This window comes from Klebsiella sp. LY, from assembly GCF_004010915.1.
GTDB classification, from domain to species: domain Bacteria; phylum Pseudomonadota; class Gammaproteobacteria; order Enterobacterales; family Enterobacteriaceae; genus Klebsiella; species Klebsiella quasipneumoniae.
Genome location: NZ_CP022444.1, coordinates 2696182 through 2714636, shown reverse-complemented (window position 1 = coordinate 2714636; position 18455 = coordinate 2696182). Strand labels below are relative to the sequence as shown.

Below are 18455 nucleotides of genomic sequence, written 5' to 3'. Positions count from 1 at the left end.
GTTTTATCAACACGTCCTGCGGACGCATCGACTAATCTGTATCAGCTGAAAATCTTCTCAAACCGCCAAAACATCTTCGGCGTTGTAAGGTTAAGCCTCACGGTTCATTAGTACCGGTTAGCTCAACGCATCGCTGCGCTTACACACCCGGCCTATCAACGTCATCGTCTTTAACGTTCCTTCAGGAGACTTAAAGTCTCAGGGAGAACTCATCTCGGGGCAAGTTTCGTGCTTAGATGCTTTCAGCACTTATCTCTTCCGCATTTAGCTACCGGGCAGTGCCATTGGCATGACAACCCGAACACCAGTGATGCGTCCACTCCGGTCCTCTCGTACTAGGAGCAGCCCCCCTCAATTCTCCAGCGCCCACGGCAGATAGGGACCGAACTGTCTCACGACGTTCTAAACCCAGCTCGCGTACCACTTTAAATGGCGAACAGCCATACCCTTGGGACCTACTTCAGCCCCAGGATGTGATGAGCCGACATCGAGGTGCCAAACACCGCCGTCGATATGAACTCTTGGGCGGTATCAGCCTGTTATCCCCGGAGTACCTTTTATCCGTTGAGCGATGGCCCTTCCATTCAGAACCACCGGATCACTATGACCTGCTTTCGCACCTGCTCGCGCCGTCACGCTCGCAGTCAAGCTAGCTTATGCCATTGCACTAACCTCCTGATGTCCGACCAGGATTAGCTAACCTTCGTGCTCCTCCGTTACGCTTTGGGAGGAGACCGCCCCAGTCAAACTACCCACCAGACACTGTCCGCAACCCCGATAAGGGGCCAACGTTAGAACATCAAACATTAAAGGGTGGTATTTCAAGGTTGGCTCCACGCAGACTGGCGTCCACGCTTCAAAGCCTCCCACCTATCCTACACATCAAGGCTCAATGTTCAGTGTCAAGCTATAGTAAAGGTTCACGGGGTCTTTCCGTCTTGCCGCGGGTACACTGCATCTTCACAGCGAGTTCAATTTCACTGAGTCTCGGGTGGAGACAGCCTGGCCATCATTACGCCATTCGTGCAGGTCGGAACTTACCCGACAAGGAATTTCGCTACCTTAGGACCGTTATAGTTACGGCCGCCGTTTACCGGGGCTTCGATCAAGAGCTTCTCCTTACGGATAACCCCATCAATTAACCTTCCGGCACCGGGCAGGCGTCACACCGTATACGTCCACTTTCGTGTTTGCACAGTGCTGTGTTTTTAATAAACAGTTGCAGCCAGCTGGTATCTTCGACTGGTCTCAGCTCCATCCGCAGGGACTTCACCTACACACCAGCGTGCCTTCTCCCGAAGTTACGGCACCATTTTGCCTAGTTCCTTCACCCGAGTTCTCTCAAGCGCCTTGGTATTCTCTACCTGACCACCTGTGTCGGTTTGGGGTACGATTTGATGTTACCTGATGCTTAGAGGCTTTTCCTGGAAGCAGGGCATTTGTTACTTCAGCACCGTAGTGCCTCGTCATCACACCTCAGCCTTGATTATCCGGATTTGCCTGGATAATCAGCCTACATGCTTAAACCGGGACAACCGTCGCCCGGCTAACATAGCCTTCTCCGTCCCCCCTTCGCAGTAACACCAAGTACAGGAATATTAACCTGTTTCCCATCGACTACGCCTTTCGGCCTCGCCTTAGGGGTCGACTCACCCTGCCCCGATTAACGTTGGACAGGAACCCTTGGTCTTCCGGCGAGCGGGCTTTTCACCCGCTTTATCGTTACTTATGTCAGCATTCGCACTTCTGATACCTCCAGCAACCCTCACAGGTCACCTTCGCAGGCTTACAGAACGCTCCCCTACCCAACAACACATCGTGTCGCTGCCGCAGCTTCGGTGCATGGTTTAGCCCCGTTACATCTTCCGCGCAGGCCGACTCGACCAGTGAGCTATTACGCTTTCTTTAAATGATGGCTGCTTCTAAGCCAACATCCTGGCTGTCTGTGCCTTCCCACATCGTTTCCCACTTAACCATGACTTTGGGACCTTAGCTGGCGGTCTGGGTTGTTTCCCTCTTCACGACGGACGTTAGCACCCGCCGTGTGTCTCCCGTGATAACATTCTTCGGTATTCGTAGTTTGCATCGGGTTGGTAAGTCGGGATGACCCCCTAGCCGAAACAGTGCTCTACCCCCGAAGATGAGTTCACGAGGCGCTACCTAAATAGCTTTCGGGGAGAACCAGCTATCTCCCGGTTTGATTGGCCTTTCACCCCCAGCCACAAGTCATCCGCTAATTTTTCAACATTAGTCGGTTCGGTCCTCCAGTTAGTGTTACCCAACCTTCAACCTGCCCATGGCTAGATCACCGGGTTTCGGGTCTATACCCTGCAACTTAACGCCCAGTTAAGACTCGGTTTCCCTGCGGCTCCCCTATACGGTTAACCTTGCTACAGAATATAAGTCGCTGACCCATTATACAAAAGGTACGCAGTCACACCATAAAGGTGCTCCCACTGCTTGTACGTACACGGTTTCAGGTTCTTTTTCACTCCCCTCGCCGGGGTTCTTTTCGCCTTTCCCTCACGGTACTGGTTCACTATCGGTCAGTCAGGAGTATTTAGCCTTGGAGGATGGTCCCCCCATATTCAGACAGGATACCACGTGTCCCGCCCTACTCTTCGAGTTCACAACCTGTGCATTTTGGTGTACGGGACTATCACCCTGTACCGTCGGACTTTCCAGACCGTTCCACTAACACACAAGCTGATTCAGACTCTGGGCTGCTCCCCGTTCGCTCGCCGCTACTGGGGGAATCTCGGTTGATTTCTTTTCCTCGGGGTACTTAGATGTTTCAGTTCCCCCGGTTCGCCTCGTTAACCTATGTATTCAGTTAACGATAGTGCAACGAATTGCACTGGGTTTCCCCATTCGGACATCGCCGGTTATAACGGTTCATATCACCTTACCGACGCTTTTCGCAGATTAGCACGTCCTTCATCGCCTCTGACTGCCAGGGCATCCACCGTGTACGCTTAGTCGCTTAACCTCACAACCCGAAGATGTTTCGTAAAACATCATCGTGTCGCGAAAATTTGAGAGACTCGAACACACATTAACTGTGTGTCGTTTCAATTTTCAGCTTGATCCAGATTTTTAAAGAGCAAAACTTCGCAGTGCACCTTTTCAGGTTCACTCTGAAGTTTTCTTGTGTTCGCAGTAAAGATGGTGGAGCTATGCGGGATCGAACCGCAGACCTCCTGCGTGCAAAGCAGGCGCTCTCCCAGCTGAGCTATAGCCCCATCGGTGTTATCTCTGTACCGGTAATTTTTCCTGAGACAAGGCGTGGTGAAGCGAAGCATACTGAAGTATGCGAGCTTTGCCACAACGCAGTATTCAGGGAAAATTTGGTAGGCCTGAGTGGACTTGAACCACCGACCTCACCCTTATCAGGGGTGCGCTCTAACCACCTGAGCTACAAGCCTGCAGAGATTATTTACTGCTCTATTTCATCAGACAATCTGTGTGAGCACTGCAAAGGCAGGTTCTTTAAGGTAAGGAGGTGATCCAACCGCAGGTTCCCCTACGGTTACCTTGTTACGACTTCACCCCAGTCATGAATCACAAAGTGGTAAGCGCCCTCCCGAAGGTTAAGCTACCTACTTCTTTTGCAACCCACTCCCATGGTGTGACGGGCGGTGTGTACAAGGCCCGGGAACGTATTCACCGTAGCATTCTGATCTACGATTACTAGCGATTCCGACTTCATGGAGTCGAGTTGCAGACTCCAATCCGGACTACGACGCACTTTATGAGGTCCGCTTGCTCTCGCGAGGTCGCTTCTCTTTGTATGCGCCATTGTAGCACGTGTGTAGCCCTGGTCGTAAGGGCCATGATGACTTGACGTCATCCCCACCTTCCTCCAGTTTATCACTGGCAGTCTCCTTTGAGTTCCCGGCCGAACCGCTGGCAACAAAGGATAAGGGTTGCGCTCGTTGCGGGACTTAACCCAACATTTCACAACACGAGCTGACGACAGCCATGCAGCACCTGTCTCACAGTTCCCGAAGGCACCAAAGCATCTCTGCTAAGTTCTGTGGATGTCAAGACCAGGTAAGGTTCTTCGCGTTGCATCGAATTAAACCACATGCTCCACCGCTTGTGCGGGCCCCCGTCAATTCATTTGAGTTTTAACCTTGCGGCCGTACTCCCCAGGCGGTCGATTTAACGCGTTAGCTCCGGAAGCCACGCCTCAAGGGCACAACCTCCAAATCGACATCGTTTACGGCGTGGACTACCAGGGTATCTAATCCTGTTTGCTCCCCACGCTTTCGCACCTGAGCGTCAGTCTTTGTCCAGGGGGCCGCCTTCGCCACCGGTATTCCTCCAGATCTCTACGCATTTCACCGCTACACCTGGAATTCTACCCCCCTCTACAAGACTCTAGCCTGCCAGTTTCGAATGCAGTTCCCAGGTTGAGCCCGGGGATTTCACATCCGACTTGACAGACCGCCTGCGTGCGCTTTACGCCCAGTAATTCCGATTAACGCTTGCACCCTCCGTATTACCGCGGCTGCTGGCACGGAGTTAGCCGGTGCTTCTTCTGCGGGTAACGTCAATCGACAAGGTTATTAACCTTATCGCCTTCCTCCCCGCTGAAAGTACTTTACAACCCGAAGGCCTTCTTCATACACGCGGCATGGCTGCATCAGGCTTGCGCCCATTGTGCAATATTCCCCACTGCTGCCTCCCGTAGGAGTCTGGACCGTGTCTCAGTTCCAGTGTGGCTGGTCATCCTCTCAGACCAGCTAGGGATCGTCGCCTAGGTGAGCCGTTACCCCACCTACTAGCTAATCCCATCTGGGCACATCTGATGGCATGAGGCCCGAAGGTCCCCCACTTTGGTCTTGCGACGTTATGCGGTATTAGCTACCGTTTCCAGTAGTTATCCCCCTCCATCAGGCAGTTTCCCAGACATTACTCACCCGTCCGCCGCTCGTCACCCGAGAGCAAGCTCTCTGTGCTACCGCTCGACTTGCATGTGTTAGGCCTGCCGCCAGCGTTCAATCTGAGCCATGATCAAACTCTTCAATTTAAGTTTGATGCTCAAAGAATTAAACTTCGTAATGAATTACGTGTTCACTCTTGAGACTTGGTATTCATTTTTCGTCCGAGGACGTTAAGAATCCATTTCACTTTGAGTGCCCACACAGATTGTCTGATAAATTGTTAAAGAGCAGTGCCGCTTCGTTTTTCGCTGCGGCGCGGGGTGTGCATATTACGCTTTCCCGCTGCAGAGTCAAGCATTTATTTTTGCTTTTCTCTGCGAGGTTCTCACCGGAACCCCGCTGACCCGGCGGCTTGCTTGCCGTTGTTCCGTGTCAGTGGAGGCGCATTATAGGGAGTAATTCCGAGGTGACAAGGGGAAATGCAAAAAAACTTTTCGTTCGCTCGCTTTTCCATCAAGACGCTGTTTAAACGCCCTGTTTGCTGATCATTTGCGCGATTTCTCGGGCAAATCGGGAGACCTGTTGCCAGTCGGTATAGACCACTTCTTTACGGGTATCCGTTTCGCCCCCGGTCATTTTCATAATCAGGCGGATCATAAACCGATCGTACCAGCGGTAACGCGGGTAACGTAGCGCCCCGGCAAACACCGCGCAGCTCTGCGGCTGCCAAGGCGAGTTGAGCAGAAACTTGCGCGTATAGCTATTGGTCTGCGGCGTGCGCTTTTCGGGTTTGCGCGCAACCAGGTTCACCGAAAAGAATGCCCCCGGCAGCGCCTGCAATGCTGCCAGGTGCTTTTTCACAAAGCGGTCCACCGCCGGATGAAAGTGTCCGTAGCGAATCGACGCGCCAATCACCACGCGATCATAATGATGCCATTCCACGTTATCGGTACGGTTCAGATTCAGGGTATCCGCATCGATACCCAGCTCTTTCAGCTCCGAGGCGAGAAACGAAGCGATTTCACGGGTCTGCCCGTCGCGGGTGGAAAAGAGAATTAAAGTTTTCACGAGCACTCCTGTTATTCGCGCCAGAAAGTGGGAGTAAAGAGCACCAGTAAGGTGAACACTTCCAGACGACCAAACAGCATATTAGCAATCAGGATCCATTTCGCGACCGGGTTCATGGTGGCAAAGTTGTCCGCGACGACGCCGAGCCCAGGCCCGAGGTTGTTCAATGTCGCCACCACGGAGGCGAAAGCAGAGAAGTCATCCACCCCGGTGGCGATAATAGCCAGCATACTAATGATAAAGACCAGCGCATAGGCGGAGAAGAATCCCCACACCGCTTCCAGAATACGTTCCGGCAGCGCGCGGTTACCTAATTTAATGCTATACACCGCATTCGGGTGAACCAGACGCTTAAGCTCACGGTTGCCCTGCTTGAACAGCAACAGGATACGGATCACCTTTAAGCCACCGCCCGTGGAGCCAGCGCAGCCGCCGATAAATGCGGAGCACAGCAGCAGCACCGGCAGGAACAGCGGCCAGCGCGCAATGCTATCGGTGGTGAATCCTGCGGTGGTCGCCATCGACACCACCTGGAAAAACGCCTGATTCAGCGTCGTCAGCACCGAGCCGTACACGTTATGAAGCCATAGCACCAGCGTACAGACGATGACCAGCGTCAACTGGACGCCAATGAACATTCGAAACTCAGGGTCGCGCCAGTACACCTTCAGGCTGCGTCCGCTCAACAACGAAAAATGCAGACCGTAGTTACAGCCGGAGATCAGCAGGAAGATGGCAATGATGGAGTTGATCATCGGGCTGTTGAAATAGCCGACGCTGGCATCGTGAGTCGAGAAACCGCCGATAGCGATGGTGGCGAAGCTGTGCCCTATCGCATCGAAGGCCGGCATACCGGCAAACCAGAGCGCCAATGCGCAGGCGACCGTTAGTAACACATAGATAAGCCACAATGTCTTTGCCGTCTCGGCGATGCGCGGGCGCATCTTGTTATCTTTCAGCGGGCCGGGCATTTCCGCGCGGTAGAGCTGCATTCCCCCGACGCCGAGGATAGGCAGAATGGCCACCGCCAGCACAATGATCCCCATGCCGCCGAACCACTGCAGCATCTGCCGGTAAAAAAGGATAGCGTGCGGAAGCGAGTCCAGCCCCACCAGGGTGGTCGCCCCGGTCGTCGTCAGGCCGGAAAATGATTCGAAGAAGGCATCCGTCACCGTCAGGTTCGGCTGTTCGGCGAATATAAAGGGCAAGGCCCCTACGCTACCCAGCACGGTCCAGAACAGCACCACGATCAGAAACCCTTCACGAGATTTCAGTTCGCCCTTTTGCTTACGGTTCGGCCACCACAGCATGGAGCCGATCGCCAGAGCGACAAAAAAAGTTTGAGTGAAGGCCCGTCCCGCGCCATCGCGATATATCAGGGCCACTAATCCCGGGACGATCATTGTCCCCGAGAATAAGATGACCAGCAGTCCAACGATTCGGGTTATGGCGCGAAAATGCATCTCTGGCGCTTCCTTTGATAGGCAAAAAAACAGAGGGGATTATTCGTTAATCTTCAGCAATTGCAATGAACCGCGACTAAAATCAGCCAGTTTTGCTGAAAAAGCCGCCACTTCGGCCTGGGGAAGCGCCACGCGCAGCCGAACCGACGCCAGATATTCGCTTTCAACGACATTCCCGGAAAATTGGGCGAGCAACGCTTCAACGCCGGCCAGTTGCCCATATTCACATTGCAAAGTATATGCCGTTAACGGCGTCTTGCGCAGCGTCGTCAACTGCGCCAGCGCCTGATGGACACCGCCGCCATAGGCTTTCACCAGGCCGCCGGTGCCCAGCAGGATACCACCGTAATAACGTACGACGACAGCGGTTATCTCACCGACGCCGCTACCCATCAACTGCGCCAGCATCGGTTTACCCGCCGTTCCCGCCGGTTCGCCATCGTCTGAGAACCCAAGCTGTTGCGAATCATCAGGCGGTCCGGCGACCCACGCCACGCAGTGGTGGCGAGCATCGGGGTGATCCGCTCTGACCGACTCGACAAAGGCTTTCGCCGCCGCCACGCCGTCGGTATGCGCCAACAGCGTGATAAAACGGCTCTTTTTGATCTCCTCAACGACGGAAACTGGCGCCGCCGGGATTAACCAGCTCTCCATCAGGCCAGCTTCAGATCGCGCGTCATGTTTTCGATACTGTTTTCGTGAACCACCACGTTATCTTCGATACGGATCCCGCCGAATGGCTTCATGGCGTCAATTTTTTGCCAGTTGAAGTGCTTGCTGAACGGGCCTTCACGCCACGACGCCAGTAACGACTCGATAAAGTAGATGCCGGGTTCAATGGTCAACACCATCCGCGGCTCGATAATACGGGTGCAGCGCAGATACGGGTATTTCGCTGGCGCCGCCAGATGCGTACCGGAGTCGTCTTGCATAAAGCCAGCAACATCATGCACCTGCAGACCCAGCGGATGACCAATCCCGTGCGGCATAAATGGCCCGGTCAGATCGTTCTCCACCATCGCCTCTTCGCTCATGTCAGTGACTAACTGGTGTTTACGCAGCAGCTTCGCAATACGCTGATGGAACTGGATATGGTAATCAACGTAGCGCGTCCCGGCTTTCATGGTGCTAATCAGCGCCAGCTGCTCGTCGTTAACGTCTTTAATCAGATGGGCGAAATCGTTATCGCCGTGTGCCGCCCAGGTCCGCGTCAGATCCGCGGCATAGCCGTTATATTCCGCGCCGGCGTCGAGCAGGAAGCTGCGCATCTCCGCCGGAGCGCGATGGTCCAGTTTGGTGTAGTGCAGGACGGAAGCATGCTCGTTCAGCGCCACGATGTTGCTGTAAGGCACGTCGGTATCGCGGTGACCGGTGGCGGTAAGATAGGCCTGGTTGATATCGAATTCGCTCATCCCGGACTGGAAAGCCTCATAGGCCGCACGATGACCATTCACCGCCGACTTCTGCGCTTCACGCATACAGGCCAGCTCGTAATCGGTTTTGTAAGCCCGGTAGTAATGCAGATAATCGATAACCCCTTTCGGGTTGATCTTATCCGCGGCGATTCCCAGGCCCAGCGCGCGCTCCGGCACCGGCCCGATATAGCCAATATTACCGCGAGCGGCAGGCAGTTGGCTGCCGATGCCATCGGCCTTCGGCAGCGCGACCACATCGACCTCTTCGGTCCAGAACGAGGTCGGCAGCGGCTCAACGTTATGCCAGTAATCAACCGGCAGATAGAACCACAGCTTCGGTTTATTCACACCGTCCACCAGCAACCAGCAGTTAGGCACCTGAGTCACCGGCACCCAGGCTTTGAACTGCGGATTGACCTTGAACGGGTATGGATGGTCATCAAGGAAGACGTTAACCAGCTCGCCGGAGTGAATCAGCAGAGCATCCATCTGAAAACGGGCCAGGACGTCGCGGGTACGTTCTTGTAGGGTAACAATATGATTTTTATAGAGCGCGGCCAGGGATTCCATCTTTTGTCCTTTGCTTTTATGGGATCGTGATACTCCGCATCTTAGCACATCGACCTGCGTGCGGGTGATTTCCGCCGGATGTGATCCGACCAGCAATTATTTAAAGAGTAATTTGCAATTCTTTAACATAAATTCCACACTCCGTTTCATCTGGTATGACCAGATCATATTGCTGGATTCAGGAGACTGACATGCTCTACAAAGGCGACACCCTGTACCTCGACTGGCTGGAAGATGGCATCGCCGAACTGGTGTTCGATGCCCCAGGTTCGGTCAACAAGCTTGATACCGCAACCGTAGCCAGCCTCGGTCACGCGCTGGATGTACTGGAAAAACAAAACGATCTCAAAGGCCTGCTGCTGCGCTCTGAAAAAGCGGCGTTTATCGTCGGCGCGGATATCACTGAATTCCTCTCACTGTTCCTGGTCCCTGAGGAGCAGTTAAGCCAATGGCTGCATTTTGCTAACAGCGTCTTTAACCGTCTGGAAGATCTTCCCGTCCCCACTATCTCTGCCGTCAATGGTTACGCGCTGGGCGGCGGTTGTGAATGTGTCCTGGCGACCGATTACCGCCTGGCGACGCCGGATCTGCGCATTGGCCTGCCGGAAACCAAACTCGGCATTATGCCAGGCTTCGGCGGCTCAGTCCGTTTGCCGCGCCTGCTCGGCGCCGACAGCGCGCTGGAGATCATTGCTGCCGGGAAAGATGTCGGCGCCGAGCACGCGCTGAAAATCGGCCTGGTGGATGGCGTGGTCGCCGCGGAAAAACTGCGCGACGGCGCGCTGGCGATCCTGCGCCAGGCGATTCAGGGCGACCTGGACTGGAAAGCGAAACGTCAACCGAAGCTGGAGCCGCTGAAACTCAGCAAAATTGAAGCGACGATGAGTTTCACCATCGCCAAAGGCATGGTCGCGCAAACCGCCGGGAAGCATTATCCGGCGCCGATCACCGCGGTGAAAACCATCGAAGCCGCTGCGCGTCTTGGTCGTGAAGAAGCTCTGGTGCTGGAAAATAAAAGCTTTGTCCCGCTGGCTCATACCAACGAGGCCCGCGCACTGGTCGGTATCTTCCTGAACGACCAGTACGTCAAAGCGAAAGCGAAAAAACTGACCAAAGATGTCGAAACACCGAAGCATGCTGCCGTACTGGGCGCTGGCATTATGGGCGGCGGTATCGCATACCAGTCGGCCTGGAAGGGCGTGCCGGTGGTGATGAAAGACATTAGCGACAAATCGCTGACCCTTGGGATGACCGAAGCGGCGAAGCTGCTGAATAAACAGCTGGAACGCGGCAAAATTGACGGTCTGAAGCTGGCCGGAGTCATAAGCACCATTCAGCCGACGCTGGAGTATAGCGGTTTTGATCGCGTGGACGTGGTCGTTGAAGCGGTGGTGGAAAACCCGAAAGTGAAGAAAGCGGTGCTGGCGGAAACCGAGGCAAAAGTGCGCCCGGATACCGTACTGGCATCCAACACCTCAACGATCCCCATCAGCGAGCTAGCCAGCGTTCTGCAGCGCCCGGAGAACTTCTGCGGCATGCACTTCTTTAACCCGGTGCATCGCATGCCGCTGGTTGAAGTGATTCGCGGCGAAAAAACCTCGGATAAGACCATTGCCAAAGTGGTGGCCTGGGCCAGCAAAATGGGCAAGACGCCAATCGTGGTCAATGATTGTCCCGGTTTCTTCGTCAACCGCGTGCTGTTCCCCTACTTCGCCGGATTTAGCCAGCTGCTGCGCGACGGGGCGGATTTCCGCAAAGTCGACAAAGTGATGGAGAAACAGTTTGGCTGGCCGATGGGCCCAGCTTATCTGCTGGACGTGGTCGGCATCGATACCGCGCACCATGCTCAGGCGGTCATGGCGGCGGGTTTCCCGCAGCGGATGCAGAAAGATTATCGCGACGCTATCGACGCCCTGTTTGACGCCAACCGTTTCGGGCAGAAGAACAGCCTCGGCTTCTGGCGCTATAAAGAAGACAGCAAAGGTAAGCCGAAGAAAGAAGAAGATGCTGCCGTCGACAGCCTGCTGGCCGACGTCAGCCAGCCGAAGCGCGATTTCAGCGATGAAGAGATTATCGCCCGCATGATGATCCCGATGGTTAACGAAGTCGTCCGCTGCCTGGAAGAAGGCATTATCGCCAGCCCGGCGGAAGCGGATATGGCGCTGGTATACGGCCTCGGCTTCCCTCCGTTCCACGGCGGCGCCTTCCGCTGGTTGGATACCATCGGCAGCGCGAAGTATCTCGATATGGCGCAGCAGTACCAGCACCTTGGGCCGCTGTATGAAGTCCCTGCCGGTCTGCGAGACAAAGCGCGCCATAACGAAGCGTATTATCCCCAGGTAGAGCCAGCCCGTCCGGTTGGCGCTCTGAAAACGGCTTAAGGAGTCACAATGGAACAGGTTGTCATTGTCGATGCTATTCGCACCCCGATGGGCCGTTCAAAGGGCGGCGCATTTCGCCACGTGCGCGCGGAGGACCTCTCCGCGCACTTGATGCGCAGCCTGCTGTCGCGCAACCCGTCGCTTGAGGCAAGCGCGATAGACGATATCTACTGGGGCTGCGTACAGCAAACCCTCGAGCAGGGTTTTAACATCGCCCGTAACGCGGCGCTGCTGGCGGAGATCCCGCATTCGGTACCGGCAAACACGGTTAACCGTCTGTGCGGTTCTTCCATGCAGGCGCTGCACGATGCCGCACGCATGATCATGACCGGCGATGCCAGCGTCTGCCTGATTGGCGGCGTGGAGCACATGGGCCATGTGCCGATGAGTCACGGCGTCGATTTCCACCCGGGCCTGAGCCGTAACGTGGCAAAGGCGGCAGGGATGATGGGGCTGACCGCTGAAATGCTGGCGCGTTTGCACGGCATTAGCCGGGAAATGCAGGATCAGTTTGCCGCGCGCTCCCACGCCCGCGCCTGGGCTGCGACCCAGTCCGGCGCATTCAAAGCCGAGATTATCCCCACCGGCGGCCACGATGCCGATGGCGTACTGAAGTCCTTTAACTATGACGAAGTGATCCGCCCGGAAACCACCGTCGAGACGCTGTCTACCCTAAGGCCGGCGTTTGACCCGGTGACCGGTACGGTAACGGCGGGCACCTCTTCCGCCCTTTCCGATGGCGCGGCGGCGATGCTGCTGATGAGCGAAAGCCGCGCCCGCGAACTGGGTCTGAAGCCACGCGCCCGCGTCCGTTCGATGGCGGTGGTCGGCTGCGACCCGTCTATTATGGGCTATGGCCCGGTTCCCGCTTCGAAGCTGGCGCTGAAAAAAGCGGGCTTATCCACCAGCGATATCGACGTCTTTGAAATGAATGAGGCCTTTGCCGCGCAGATCCTGCCGTGCATTAAAGATCTGGGCCTGATGGAGCAGATCGATGAGAAGATCAACCTCAACGGCGGGGCGATCGCGCTCGGTCATCCGCTGGGTTGTTCCGGGGCGCGTATTAGCACCACGCTGATTAATCAGATGGAGCGTAAAGATGCCCAGTTCGGCCTCGCCACCATGTGCATCGGCCTGGGACAAGGGATCGCCACCGTGTTTGAGCGGGTGTAAATTTACAAAAGGATATCTCACAGCCAATGGCGTCAGAACAAGGCGGCAAGCGAGCGAATCCCGATGAGCTTACTGAAGTAAGTGATTCGGGTGAGCAAGCGCAGCCAACGCAGTGATGACGTCATTGGCGAAGAGAGACAGTTTAGTTGCCGTTCTTCCCGCCTGTCAGGGGCGGGTTTTTTATTTGCAGATATCAGATAAAGGCAAACGCGTCGCCAAACAGGCGATCTTCGCGCGCGCCGCGTTCGTTGCAGAACAGGTCGCGAGCAATCTTAGCCATCTCGAAACGCCCGGCAATATAGATATCGTGATCGGCCAGGGTACCGTAATCCTGCAGCACCGCGGTCAGCACGGTGCCGGAACGCCCACGCCAGCCCTCTTCCGGCTGCTCAACCACCGGCTCGATGCGCAGATTTGGATGCTTGACGCTCAAGGCTTCCAGCTCGGCCAGATCGTACAGATGTTTGGTCTCGCGACCGCCCCAGTAAATCGCGATATCGCGCTGAGGATTGCGTGACAGCGCGGTGAGCAGAATAGAACGCACATAAGAGAAGCCGGTACCGCCGGCAATCAAAATCAGCGGGCGGTCTTCATCTTCACGCAGCCAGGCTTCGCCATGCGGAATATCAACCTCAATTTCACGCTCTTTCAGGATGCGATCCATGACCGCCATCGCGTACAGATTGAGCTCCGAGGCGCCGATATGCAGTTCGATAAACTCCTGTTCCGCCGGCGTGGAGGCCATGGAGAATGGGCGTTTGTCGCGCTCATCCATTACCACCATCAGATACTGGCCAGCGCGGAAAGAGAATGCCGCTTCCGGTACTAATCGAACACGATACACGGTATCGGTAATCGCCTCCACCGAGGTCACTTTACAGCTTAAGGTTGTCATGCGTCCCCTCTGTCGGGTCTAAAGAGCAAAACAGCGGCGTTAGCCCCGCTTACTGTTGTTTAAAGATGGCCAGATCATCCCAGATGGCGTCAATGCGCGCCGTGACGGCAGGATCTTTTTTGATTGGGCGACCCCATTCACGCTGGGTTTCGCCAGGCCATTTATTGGTGGCATCCAGCCCCATTTTTGAACCCAGGCCGGAAACCGGCGAGGCAAAATCCAGATAATCAATTGGCGTATTCTCTACCAGTACCGTATCACGAGCCGGGTCCATACGGGTAGTGATCGCCCAAATCACATCGTTCCAGTCGCGGGCGTTAACATCGTCATCGCAGACAATCACGAATTTGGTGTACATAAACTGGCGCAGGAACGACCAGACGCCCATCATCACGCGCTTGGCATGGCCTGCGTACTGTTTTTTCATCGTCACCACCGCCAGGCGGTAGGAGCACCCTTCCGGCGGCAGATAGAAATCGACAATTTCAGGAAACTGTTTCTGCAGGATCGGGACGAAGACTTCATTCAGCGCCACGCCCAGCACCGCAGGCTCATCCGGCGGACGGCCGGTATAGGTCGAATGATAAATCGCGTCTTCACGCTGGGTAATATGGGTGACCGTAAACACCGGGAACTGGTCTACTTCATTGTAGTAGCCGGTATGGTCGCCATACGGACCTTCCGGCGCCATCTCCCCGGCCTCGATATAACCTTCCAGCACAATCTCTGCGCTGGCAGGCACCTCAAGATCGTTCGAGACGCATTTCACCACTTCGGTTTTGGTGCCGCGCAGCAGCCCGGCAAAGGCATATTCCGACAGCGTATCCGGCACCGGGGTCACTGCACCAAGAATGGTCGCCGGGTCGGCGCCGAGTGCCACAGAAACCGGGAAGCGTTCCCCCGGACGCGCCGCGCACCACTCCTGGAAATCCAGCGCGCCGCCGCGATGAGACAGCCAGCGCATAATCAGTTTGTTTTTGCCAATCAGCTGCTGGCGATAAATCCCCAGGTTTTGCCGATCTTTGTGCGGCCCACGGGTCACCGTCAGCCCCCAGGTGATCAGCGGCGCGGCATCTTCCGGCCAGCAGGTCATAATCGGGATTTTCCTCAGGTCGACGTCATCGCCCTGGATGATTTTTTGCTGACAGGGGGCGCCGCGCAGACGTTTGGTGGGCATATTCAGCACTTGCTTAAACTGCGGCAGCTTATCAAACAGATCGCGGAAACCTTTGGGCGGCTCAGGCTCTTTCAGAAAGGCTAACAGCTTACCCACCTCGCGCAGCGAACTGACGTCCTCCTGACCCATCCCCAGCGCCACGCGCCGCGGCGTGCCGAACAGGTTGCACAGCACCGGCATGGTATAGCCTTTCGGATTCTCAAACAGCAGCGCAGGACCGCCAGCGCGCAGGGTGCGGTCGGCAATTTCGGTGATTTCCAGGTGAGGATCGACCGGCAGAGTGATACGTTTTAGTTCGCCCTGTTGTTCCAGGAGTGTCAGAAAGTCGCGAAGATCGTGATATTTCATGAAAGTGTTATTGACCTCTCTACAGGCGGCTAATTATACGGTGTTCAACGGCGAGATGCTGTAATTTTGTTAAATTAGCGTGAAAGAACGCTGAAATTTGGATTTCAATTATAATGGCTTTCGCGATTACACCAGCCATTTGTTATGCTTGCCGTTATTAGAAGTGGAATGAGTCATTATGCAAGCCTGGTACTTACTGTATTGCAAACGTGGGCAGCTACAACGAGCCCAGGAACATCTGGAACGTCAGTCAGTTAACTGCCTGATGCCGACGATTGCGCTGGAAAAAATCATTCGCGGTAAACGCACCATGGTCAGCGAACCGCTGTTCCCGAACTACCTGTTTATTGAGTTCGATCCAGAGGTGATTCATACCACCACCATCAGCGCCACCCGCGGGGTTAACAACTTCGTGCGCTTTGGCGCCCTACCCGCTATCGTCCCCTCGGCGGTCATCCACCAGCTCTCTATCTACAAACCGGAAGGCATTACCGACCCGGAAACGCCGCATGAGGGCGATAGCGTACTGATCACCGACGGCGCGTTCGAAGGCTTACAGGCTATCTTTACCGAGCCGGACGGTGAAGCACGCTCTATGTTGCTGTTAAACCTGCTGAATAAGCAAGTCCTGCAGAGCGTTAAAAACACCGATTTCCAGAAAATCTAAGCGCCGTTAACGTCGACGCCAAACAGCGCCCTGACGTTGGCGTCCGTTTGCGCCTCCAGCCACTGCGCTTCCTCGCCGCGCCAGGCCGCGACGCTGGCCAGGATATGCGGCAAATACGCGGGCTCGTTACGACGCGAGGCGGGTTTCGGCTTGAGGTCGCGCGGCAGCAGATAGGGCGCATCGGTCTCCAGCAGCAGACGTTCCGCCGGGATCGCCGGCAATAGCGCTCGCAGCTCGAGCCCGCGCCGCTCATCGCATACCCAACCGGTAATGCCGATAAACAGCCCCAGATCCAGACATTCCTGCACCTCGCTGCGGCTGCCGGTAAAGCAGTGCAGCACCGCGCCCGGGATCTTCCCAAGCCAGGGTTTAAGCAGCGCCAGAAACCGGTCGTGGGCGTCGCGGCAGTGTAAAAACACCGGCATCGATAGCTCGGCGGCCAGCGCCAGCTGGGCACTGAACGCCTCCTCCTGCTCCTGGGGCGTGGAGAAATTACGATTAAAATCCAGACCGCACTCCCCTATCGCCACCACCTGCGGCTCGCGGGCGAGGGCATAAATCGCCTCGGCGACCGCTGGCGTCCAGCTGCTGCCGTCATGGGGATGAACCCCCGCCGTGGACCAGCAGCCGGCGTAATGACTCGCCATTCTCTGCGCCTGCTGGCTCTCCGGTAAATTTGTGCCGGTCAGCAGCATGCCGTGAACCCCTGCCGCCCGGGCGCGCGCCACCACCTCATCATGGTCGCGGGCAAACTGTGAACTGGTCAGATTAACGCCGATATCAAACATGATCGCTCCATATGACAACCGCCCTGACGGGCGGTTGGCGGTATTACTCTTCTCTGTGCTCAGCGGCTTCAGCTTCGGCCGCGGCATCGTCATCACGCGTCAGGCGCTTCCCGGTGTAGAAGCGGGCGAAGAACACCCCGACTTCAAACAGGCAGTACATCGGAATAGCCAGCAGCGTCTGCGAGAACACGTCCGGCGGCGTCAGCAGCATCCCCACCACGAAGGCGCCCACCAGCACATACGGCCGTTTTTTGCGCAGCTCTTCCGGCGTGGTGACGCCCATCCAGCAGAGCAGCACAATAGCGACCGGCACCTCAAAAGAGACCCCGAACGCCATAAACAGCGCCATCACGAAGTCGAGATAGCTGCGGATATCGGTCGAGACCAGCACCCCCTCCGGGGCAGCATGGGTCAGGAAGCCGAACGCCAGCGGAAACACGACAAAATACGCGAAAGCCATGCCGATATAGAACAGCAGAGTGCTGGAGACCAGTAAGGGCACCACCAGCCGGCGCTCATGCTTATACAGCGCCGGCGCGACGAAGGCCCATACCTGATACAGAATAATCGGCACCGACAGGATCACCGACACCATGAAGGTCAGCTTTATCGGCGTAAAGAAAGGTGAAGCGACATCGGTGGCGATCATCGTCGCGCCTACCGGCATCTTGCTGATAAGCGGGGCCGAGACCAGCTGATAGATATCATTGGCGAAATAGACCAGCGCCAGGAAGATCACCAGGATAGCAATGATGCTGTTGAGCAGACGCTTGCGCAGCTCAATCAGATGCGAAATTAGCGGTTGTGTATCGTCTACGCCCATGTTTACGGTTTATCACTCGATGCGGGGGAAGAATGGGGGGCAGCCGCCGTAGCGGTTGTTTTCTCTGCCGGTGAAGCGGGTTGCTCGTCGGCCACGGGATCCGGCGCATGAACCGGAGCGCTGGCGTGATGTTCTGCCGTCGCCGGCGTGATGTCCTGCCGCTGCGCTTCGCTGCCTTTCACCACCGGATTATGGATGGTATTCGCTTCGTCACTGGCCTTTTCCGGGTCGTGGGCGCTATAGGAGCGCTTCATCGACTCCGCGGCCTCGCGCAGCTCATCCATGGAGGCTTTCAGCTCCGGCGTCAGGTTATTCAGGCTGGCCTTTTCCACCTTCTTGAGGCTCTCCTGGAACTCCTGCAGTTTTAGCTCCTGAGCCAGCTCATTCTGTACCGTGGTCGCCAGCGACCGTAGCGTACGGATCCAGCCAACCACCGTTTTAACCGCGACGGGAAGCCGCTGTGGCCCCAGAACGATGAGGCCAATCACAAACACCAGCAGTAGTTCACTAAAACCAATATCGAACACGAGTTACACCTGCTCTTTGTCGTGGCGTTTTGTCTCGTCTTTTTTTGCATCATCCTGTTTATCGGCGATAGTTTTCGCCGTGAAATCTGCGTCTGGCGCCGACTTTTCAGGTTTATCATCATCACTCATGGCTTTTTTAAAGCCTTTGATGGATGCCCCTAAGTCTGACCCCAGTGAGCTCAGCTTCTTCGTCCCGAAAAGCAGAACTACGATGACGACAACAATTAATAACTGCCAAATACTGATACCACCCATACACGTTCCCCTATGA

Annotated in this window: 13 protein-coding genes, 2 tRNA genes and 2 rRNA genes; 3 read left to right on the top strand and 14 right to left on the bottom strand. The window is 55.8% G+C overall.

Annotation, left to right across the window (positions count from 1 at the left end; genetic code table 11):
- Positions 1 to 86 precede the first annotated feature (86 nt).
- From CE636_RS16150 to pepQ, 8 genes are all read right to left on the bottom strand, one after another.
- Positions 87 to 2989, bottom strand: a 23S ribosomal RNA gene (locus CE636_RS16150).
- A gap of 177 nt (positions 2990 to 3166) precedes the next feature.
- Positions 3167 to 3242 (bottom strand) — tRNA-Ala (locus CE636_RS16145).
- Positions 3243 to 3348: 106 nt separating this feature from the next.
- Positions 3349 to 3425: transfer RNA gene (locus tag CE636_RS16140), tRNA-Ile, on the bottom strand.
- Positions 3426 to 3495: 70 nt separating this feature from the next.
- Positions 3496 to 5035: ribosomal RNA gene (locus CE636_RS16135) — 16S ribosomal RNA — on the bottom strand.
- The 16S and 23S rRNA genes sit together here with 2 tRNA genes alongside, the layout of an rRNA operon.
- 379 nt (positions 5036 to 5414) lie before the next feature.
- Positions 5415 to 5957, bottom strand: a complete 543-nt coding sequence (gene hemG, locus CE636_RS16130; protein WP_017899381.1) for a menaquinone-dependent protoporphyrinogen IX dehydrogenase — start codon at positions 5955 to 5957, stop codon at positions 5415 to 5417.
- Between the two features lie 11 nt (positions 5958 to 5968).
- Positions 5969 to 7420 carry a Trk system potassium transporter TrkH gene (gene trkH, locus CE636_RS16125; RefSeq protein ID WP_004886724.1) on the bottom strand — a complete coding sequence of 484 codons (1452 nt, stop codon included), beginning with the start codon at positions 7418 to 7420 and terminating at the stop codon, positions 5969 to 5971.
- A 39-nt stretch (positions 7421 to 7459) separates the two neighbouring features.
- A complete protein-coding gene (locus tag CE636_RS16120) occupies positions 7460 to 8074 on the bottom strand; it encodes an IMPACT family protein (protein WP_004886726.1) in 615 nt (204 codons plus the stop codon).
- Positions 8074 to 9405: a Xaa-Pro dipeptidase gene (gene pepQ / locus CE636_RS16115; RefSeq protein ID WP_017899382.1), complete on the bottom strand. Its 1332-nt coding sequence runs from the start codon at positions 9403 to 9405 to the stop codon at positions 8074 to 8076. Before pepQ ends, CE636_RS16120 begins: the two co-directional genes overlap by 1 nt.
- Before the next feature lie 191 nt (positions 9406 to 9596).
- On the opposite strand from pepQ, the gene fadB reads away from it, so the two are divergent.
- Together fadB and fadA are read left to right on the top strand one after the other, a co-directional pair.
- Positions 9597 to 11786 (top strand): fatty acid oxidation complex subunit alpha FadB, encoded by a 2190-nt coding sequence (gene fadB / locus CE636_RS16105; protein WP_017899383.1) that lies wholly within the window; start codon positions 9597 to 9599, stop codon positions 11784 to 11786.
- 9 nt (positions 11787 to 11795) lie between these two features.
- Positions 11796 to 12959 carry an acetyl-CoA C-acyltransferase FadA gene (gene fadA, locus CE636_RS16100; RefSeq protein ID WP_004886733.1) on the top strand — a complete coding sequence of 388 codons (1164 nt, stop codon included), beginning with the start codon at positions 11796 to 11798 and terminating at the stop codon, positions 12957 to 12959.
- Between the two features lie 193 nt (positions 12960 to 13152).
- On the opposite strand, the gene fre is transcribed toward fadA, so the two are convergent.
- Both fre and ubiD read right to left on the bottom strand, forming a co-directional pair.
- Positions 13153 to 13854 carry an NAD(P)H-flavin reductase gene (gene fre, locus CE636_RS16095; protein ID WP_004886735.1) on the bottom strand — a complete coding sequence of 234 codons (702 nt, stop codon included), beginning with the start codon at positions 13852 to 13854 and terminating at the stop codon, positions 13153 to 13155.
- A gap of 49 nt (positions 13855 to 13903) precedes the next feature.
- On the bottom strand, positions 13904 to 15379 hold the full coding sequence (gene ubiD, locus CE636_RS16090; RefSeq protein WP_017899384.1) for a 4-hydroxy-3-polyprenylbenzoate decarboxylase: 1476 nt from the start codon (positions 15377 to 15379) through the stop codon (positions 13904 to 13906).
- A gap of 178 nt (positions 15380 to 15557) precedes the next feature.
- On the opposite strand from ubiD, the gene rfaH reads away from it, so the two are divergent.
- On the top strand, positions 15558 to 16046 hold the full coding sequence (gene rfaH / locus CE636_RS16085; protein WP_004886742.1) for a transcription/translation regulatory transformer protein RfaH: 489 nt from the start codon (positions 15558 to 15560) through the stop codon (positions 16044 to 16046).
- Here rfaH and tatD read toward each other — a convergent pair.
- Genes tatD through tatA form a run of 4 tightly spaced genes read right to left on the bottom strand, consistent with a single transcriptional unit; the run spans position 16043 to position 18439 of the window.
- On the bottom strand, positions 16043 to 16834 hold the full coding sequence (gene tatD / locus CE636_RS16080; RefSeq protein ID WP_017899385.1) for a 3'-5' ssDNA/RNA exonuclease TatD: 792 nt from the start codon (positions 16832 to 16834) through the stop codon (positions 16043 to 16045). The genes rfaH and tatD overlap by 4 nt on opposite strands.
- A 43-nt stretch (positions 16835 to 16877) precedes the next feature.
- A complete protein-coding gene (gene tatC, locus CE636_RS16075) occupies positions 16878 to 17657 on the bottom strand; it encodes a Sec-independent protein translocase subunit TatC (RefSeq protein WP_004886745.1) in 780 nt (259 codons plus the stop codon).
- Between the two features lie 2 nt (positions 17658 to 17659).
- Positions 17660 to 18184, bottom strand: a complete 525-nt coding sequence (gene tatB / locus CE636_RS16070) for a Sec-independent protein translocase protein TatB (RefSeq protein WP_017899386.1) — start codon at positions 18182 to 18184, stop codon at positions 17660 to 17662.
- Positions 18185 to 18187: 3 nt separating this feature from the next.
- Positions 18188 to 18439 (bottom strand): Sec-independent protein translocase subunit TatA, encoded by a 252-nt coding sequence (gene tatA / locus CE636_RS16065; protein WP_002883425.1) that lies wholly within the window; start codon positions 18437 to 18439, stop codon positions 18188 to 18190.
- Between the last annotated feature and the right edge of the window lie 16 nt (positions 18440 to 18455).

What these genes read in the sequence shown, in the direction of transcription:
- trkH (WP_004886724.1), bottom strand. Translation starts at nt 7,420, where the DNA reads ATGCATTTTCGCGCCATAACCCGAATCGTTGGACTGCTGGTCATCTTA.
- CE636_RS16120 (WP_004886726.1), bottom strand. Translation starts at nt 8,074, where the DNA reads ATGGAGAGCTGGTTAATCCCGGCGGCGCCAGTTTCCGTCGTTGAGGAG.
- pepQ (WP_017899382.1), bottom strand. Translation starts at nt 9,405, where the DNA reads ATGGAATCCCTGGCCGCGCTCTATAAAAATCATATTGTTACCCTACAA.
- fadB (WP_017899383.1), top strand. Translation starts at nt 9,597, where the DNA reads ATGCTCTACAAAGGCGACACCCTGTACCTCGACTGGCTGGAAGATGGC.
- fadA (WP_004886733.1), top strand. Translation starts at nt 11,796, where the DNA reads ATGGAACAGGTTGTCATTGTCGATGCTATTCGCACCCCGATGGGCCGT.
- fre (WP_004886735.1), bottom strand. Translation starts at nt 13,854, where the DNA reads ATGACAACCTTAAGCTGTAAAGTGACCTCGGTGGAGGCGATTACCGAT.
- ubiD (WP_017899384.1), bottom strand. Translation starts at nt 15,379, where the DNA reads ATGAAATATCACGATCTTCGCGACTTTCTGACACTCCTGGAACAACAG.
- rfaH (WP_004886742.1), top strand. Translation starts at nt 15,558, where the DNA reads ATGCAAGCCTGGTACTTACTGTATTGCAAACGTGGGCAGCTACAACGA.
- tatD (WP_017899385.1), bottom strand. Translation starts at nt 16,834, where the DNA reads ATGTTTGATATCGGCGTTAATCTGACCAGTTCACAGTTTGCCCGCGAC.
- tatC (WP_004886745.1), bottom strand. Translation starts at nt 17,657, where the DNA reads ATGGGCGTAGACGATACACAACCGCTAATTTCGCATCTGATTGAGCTG.
- tatA (WP_002883425.1), bottom strand. Translation starts at nt 18,439, where the DNA reads ATGGGTGGTATCAGTATTTGGCAGTTATTAATTGTTGTCGTCATCGTA.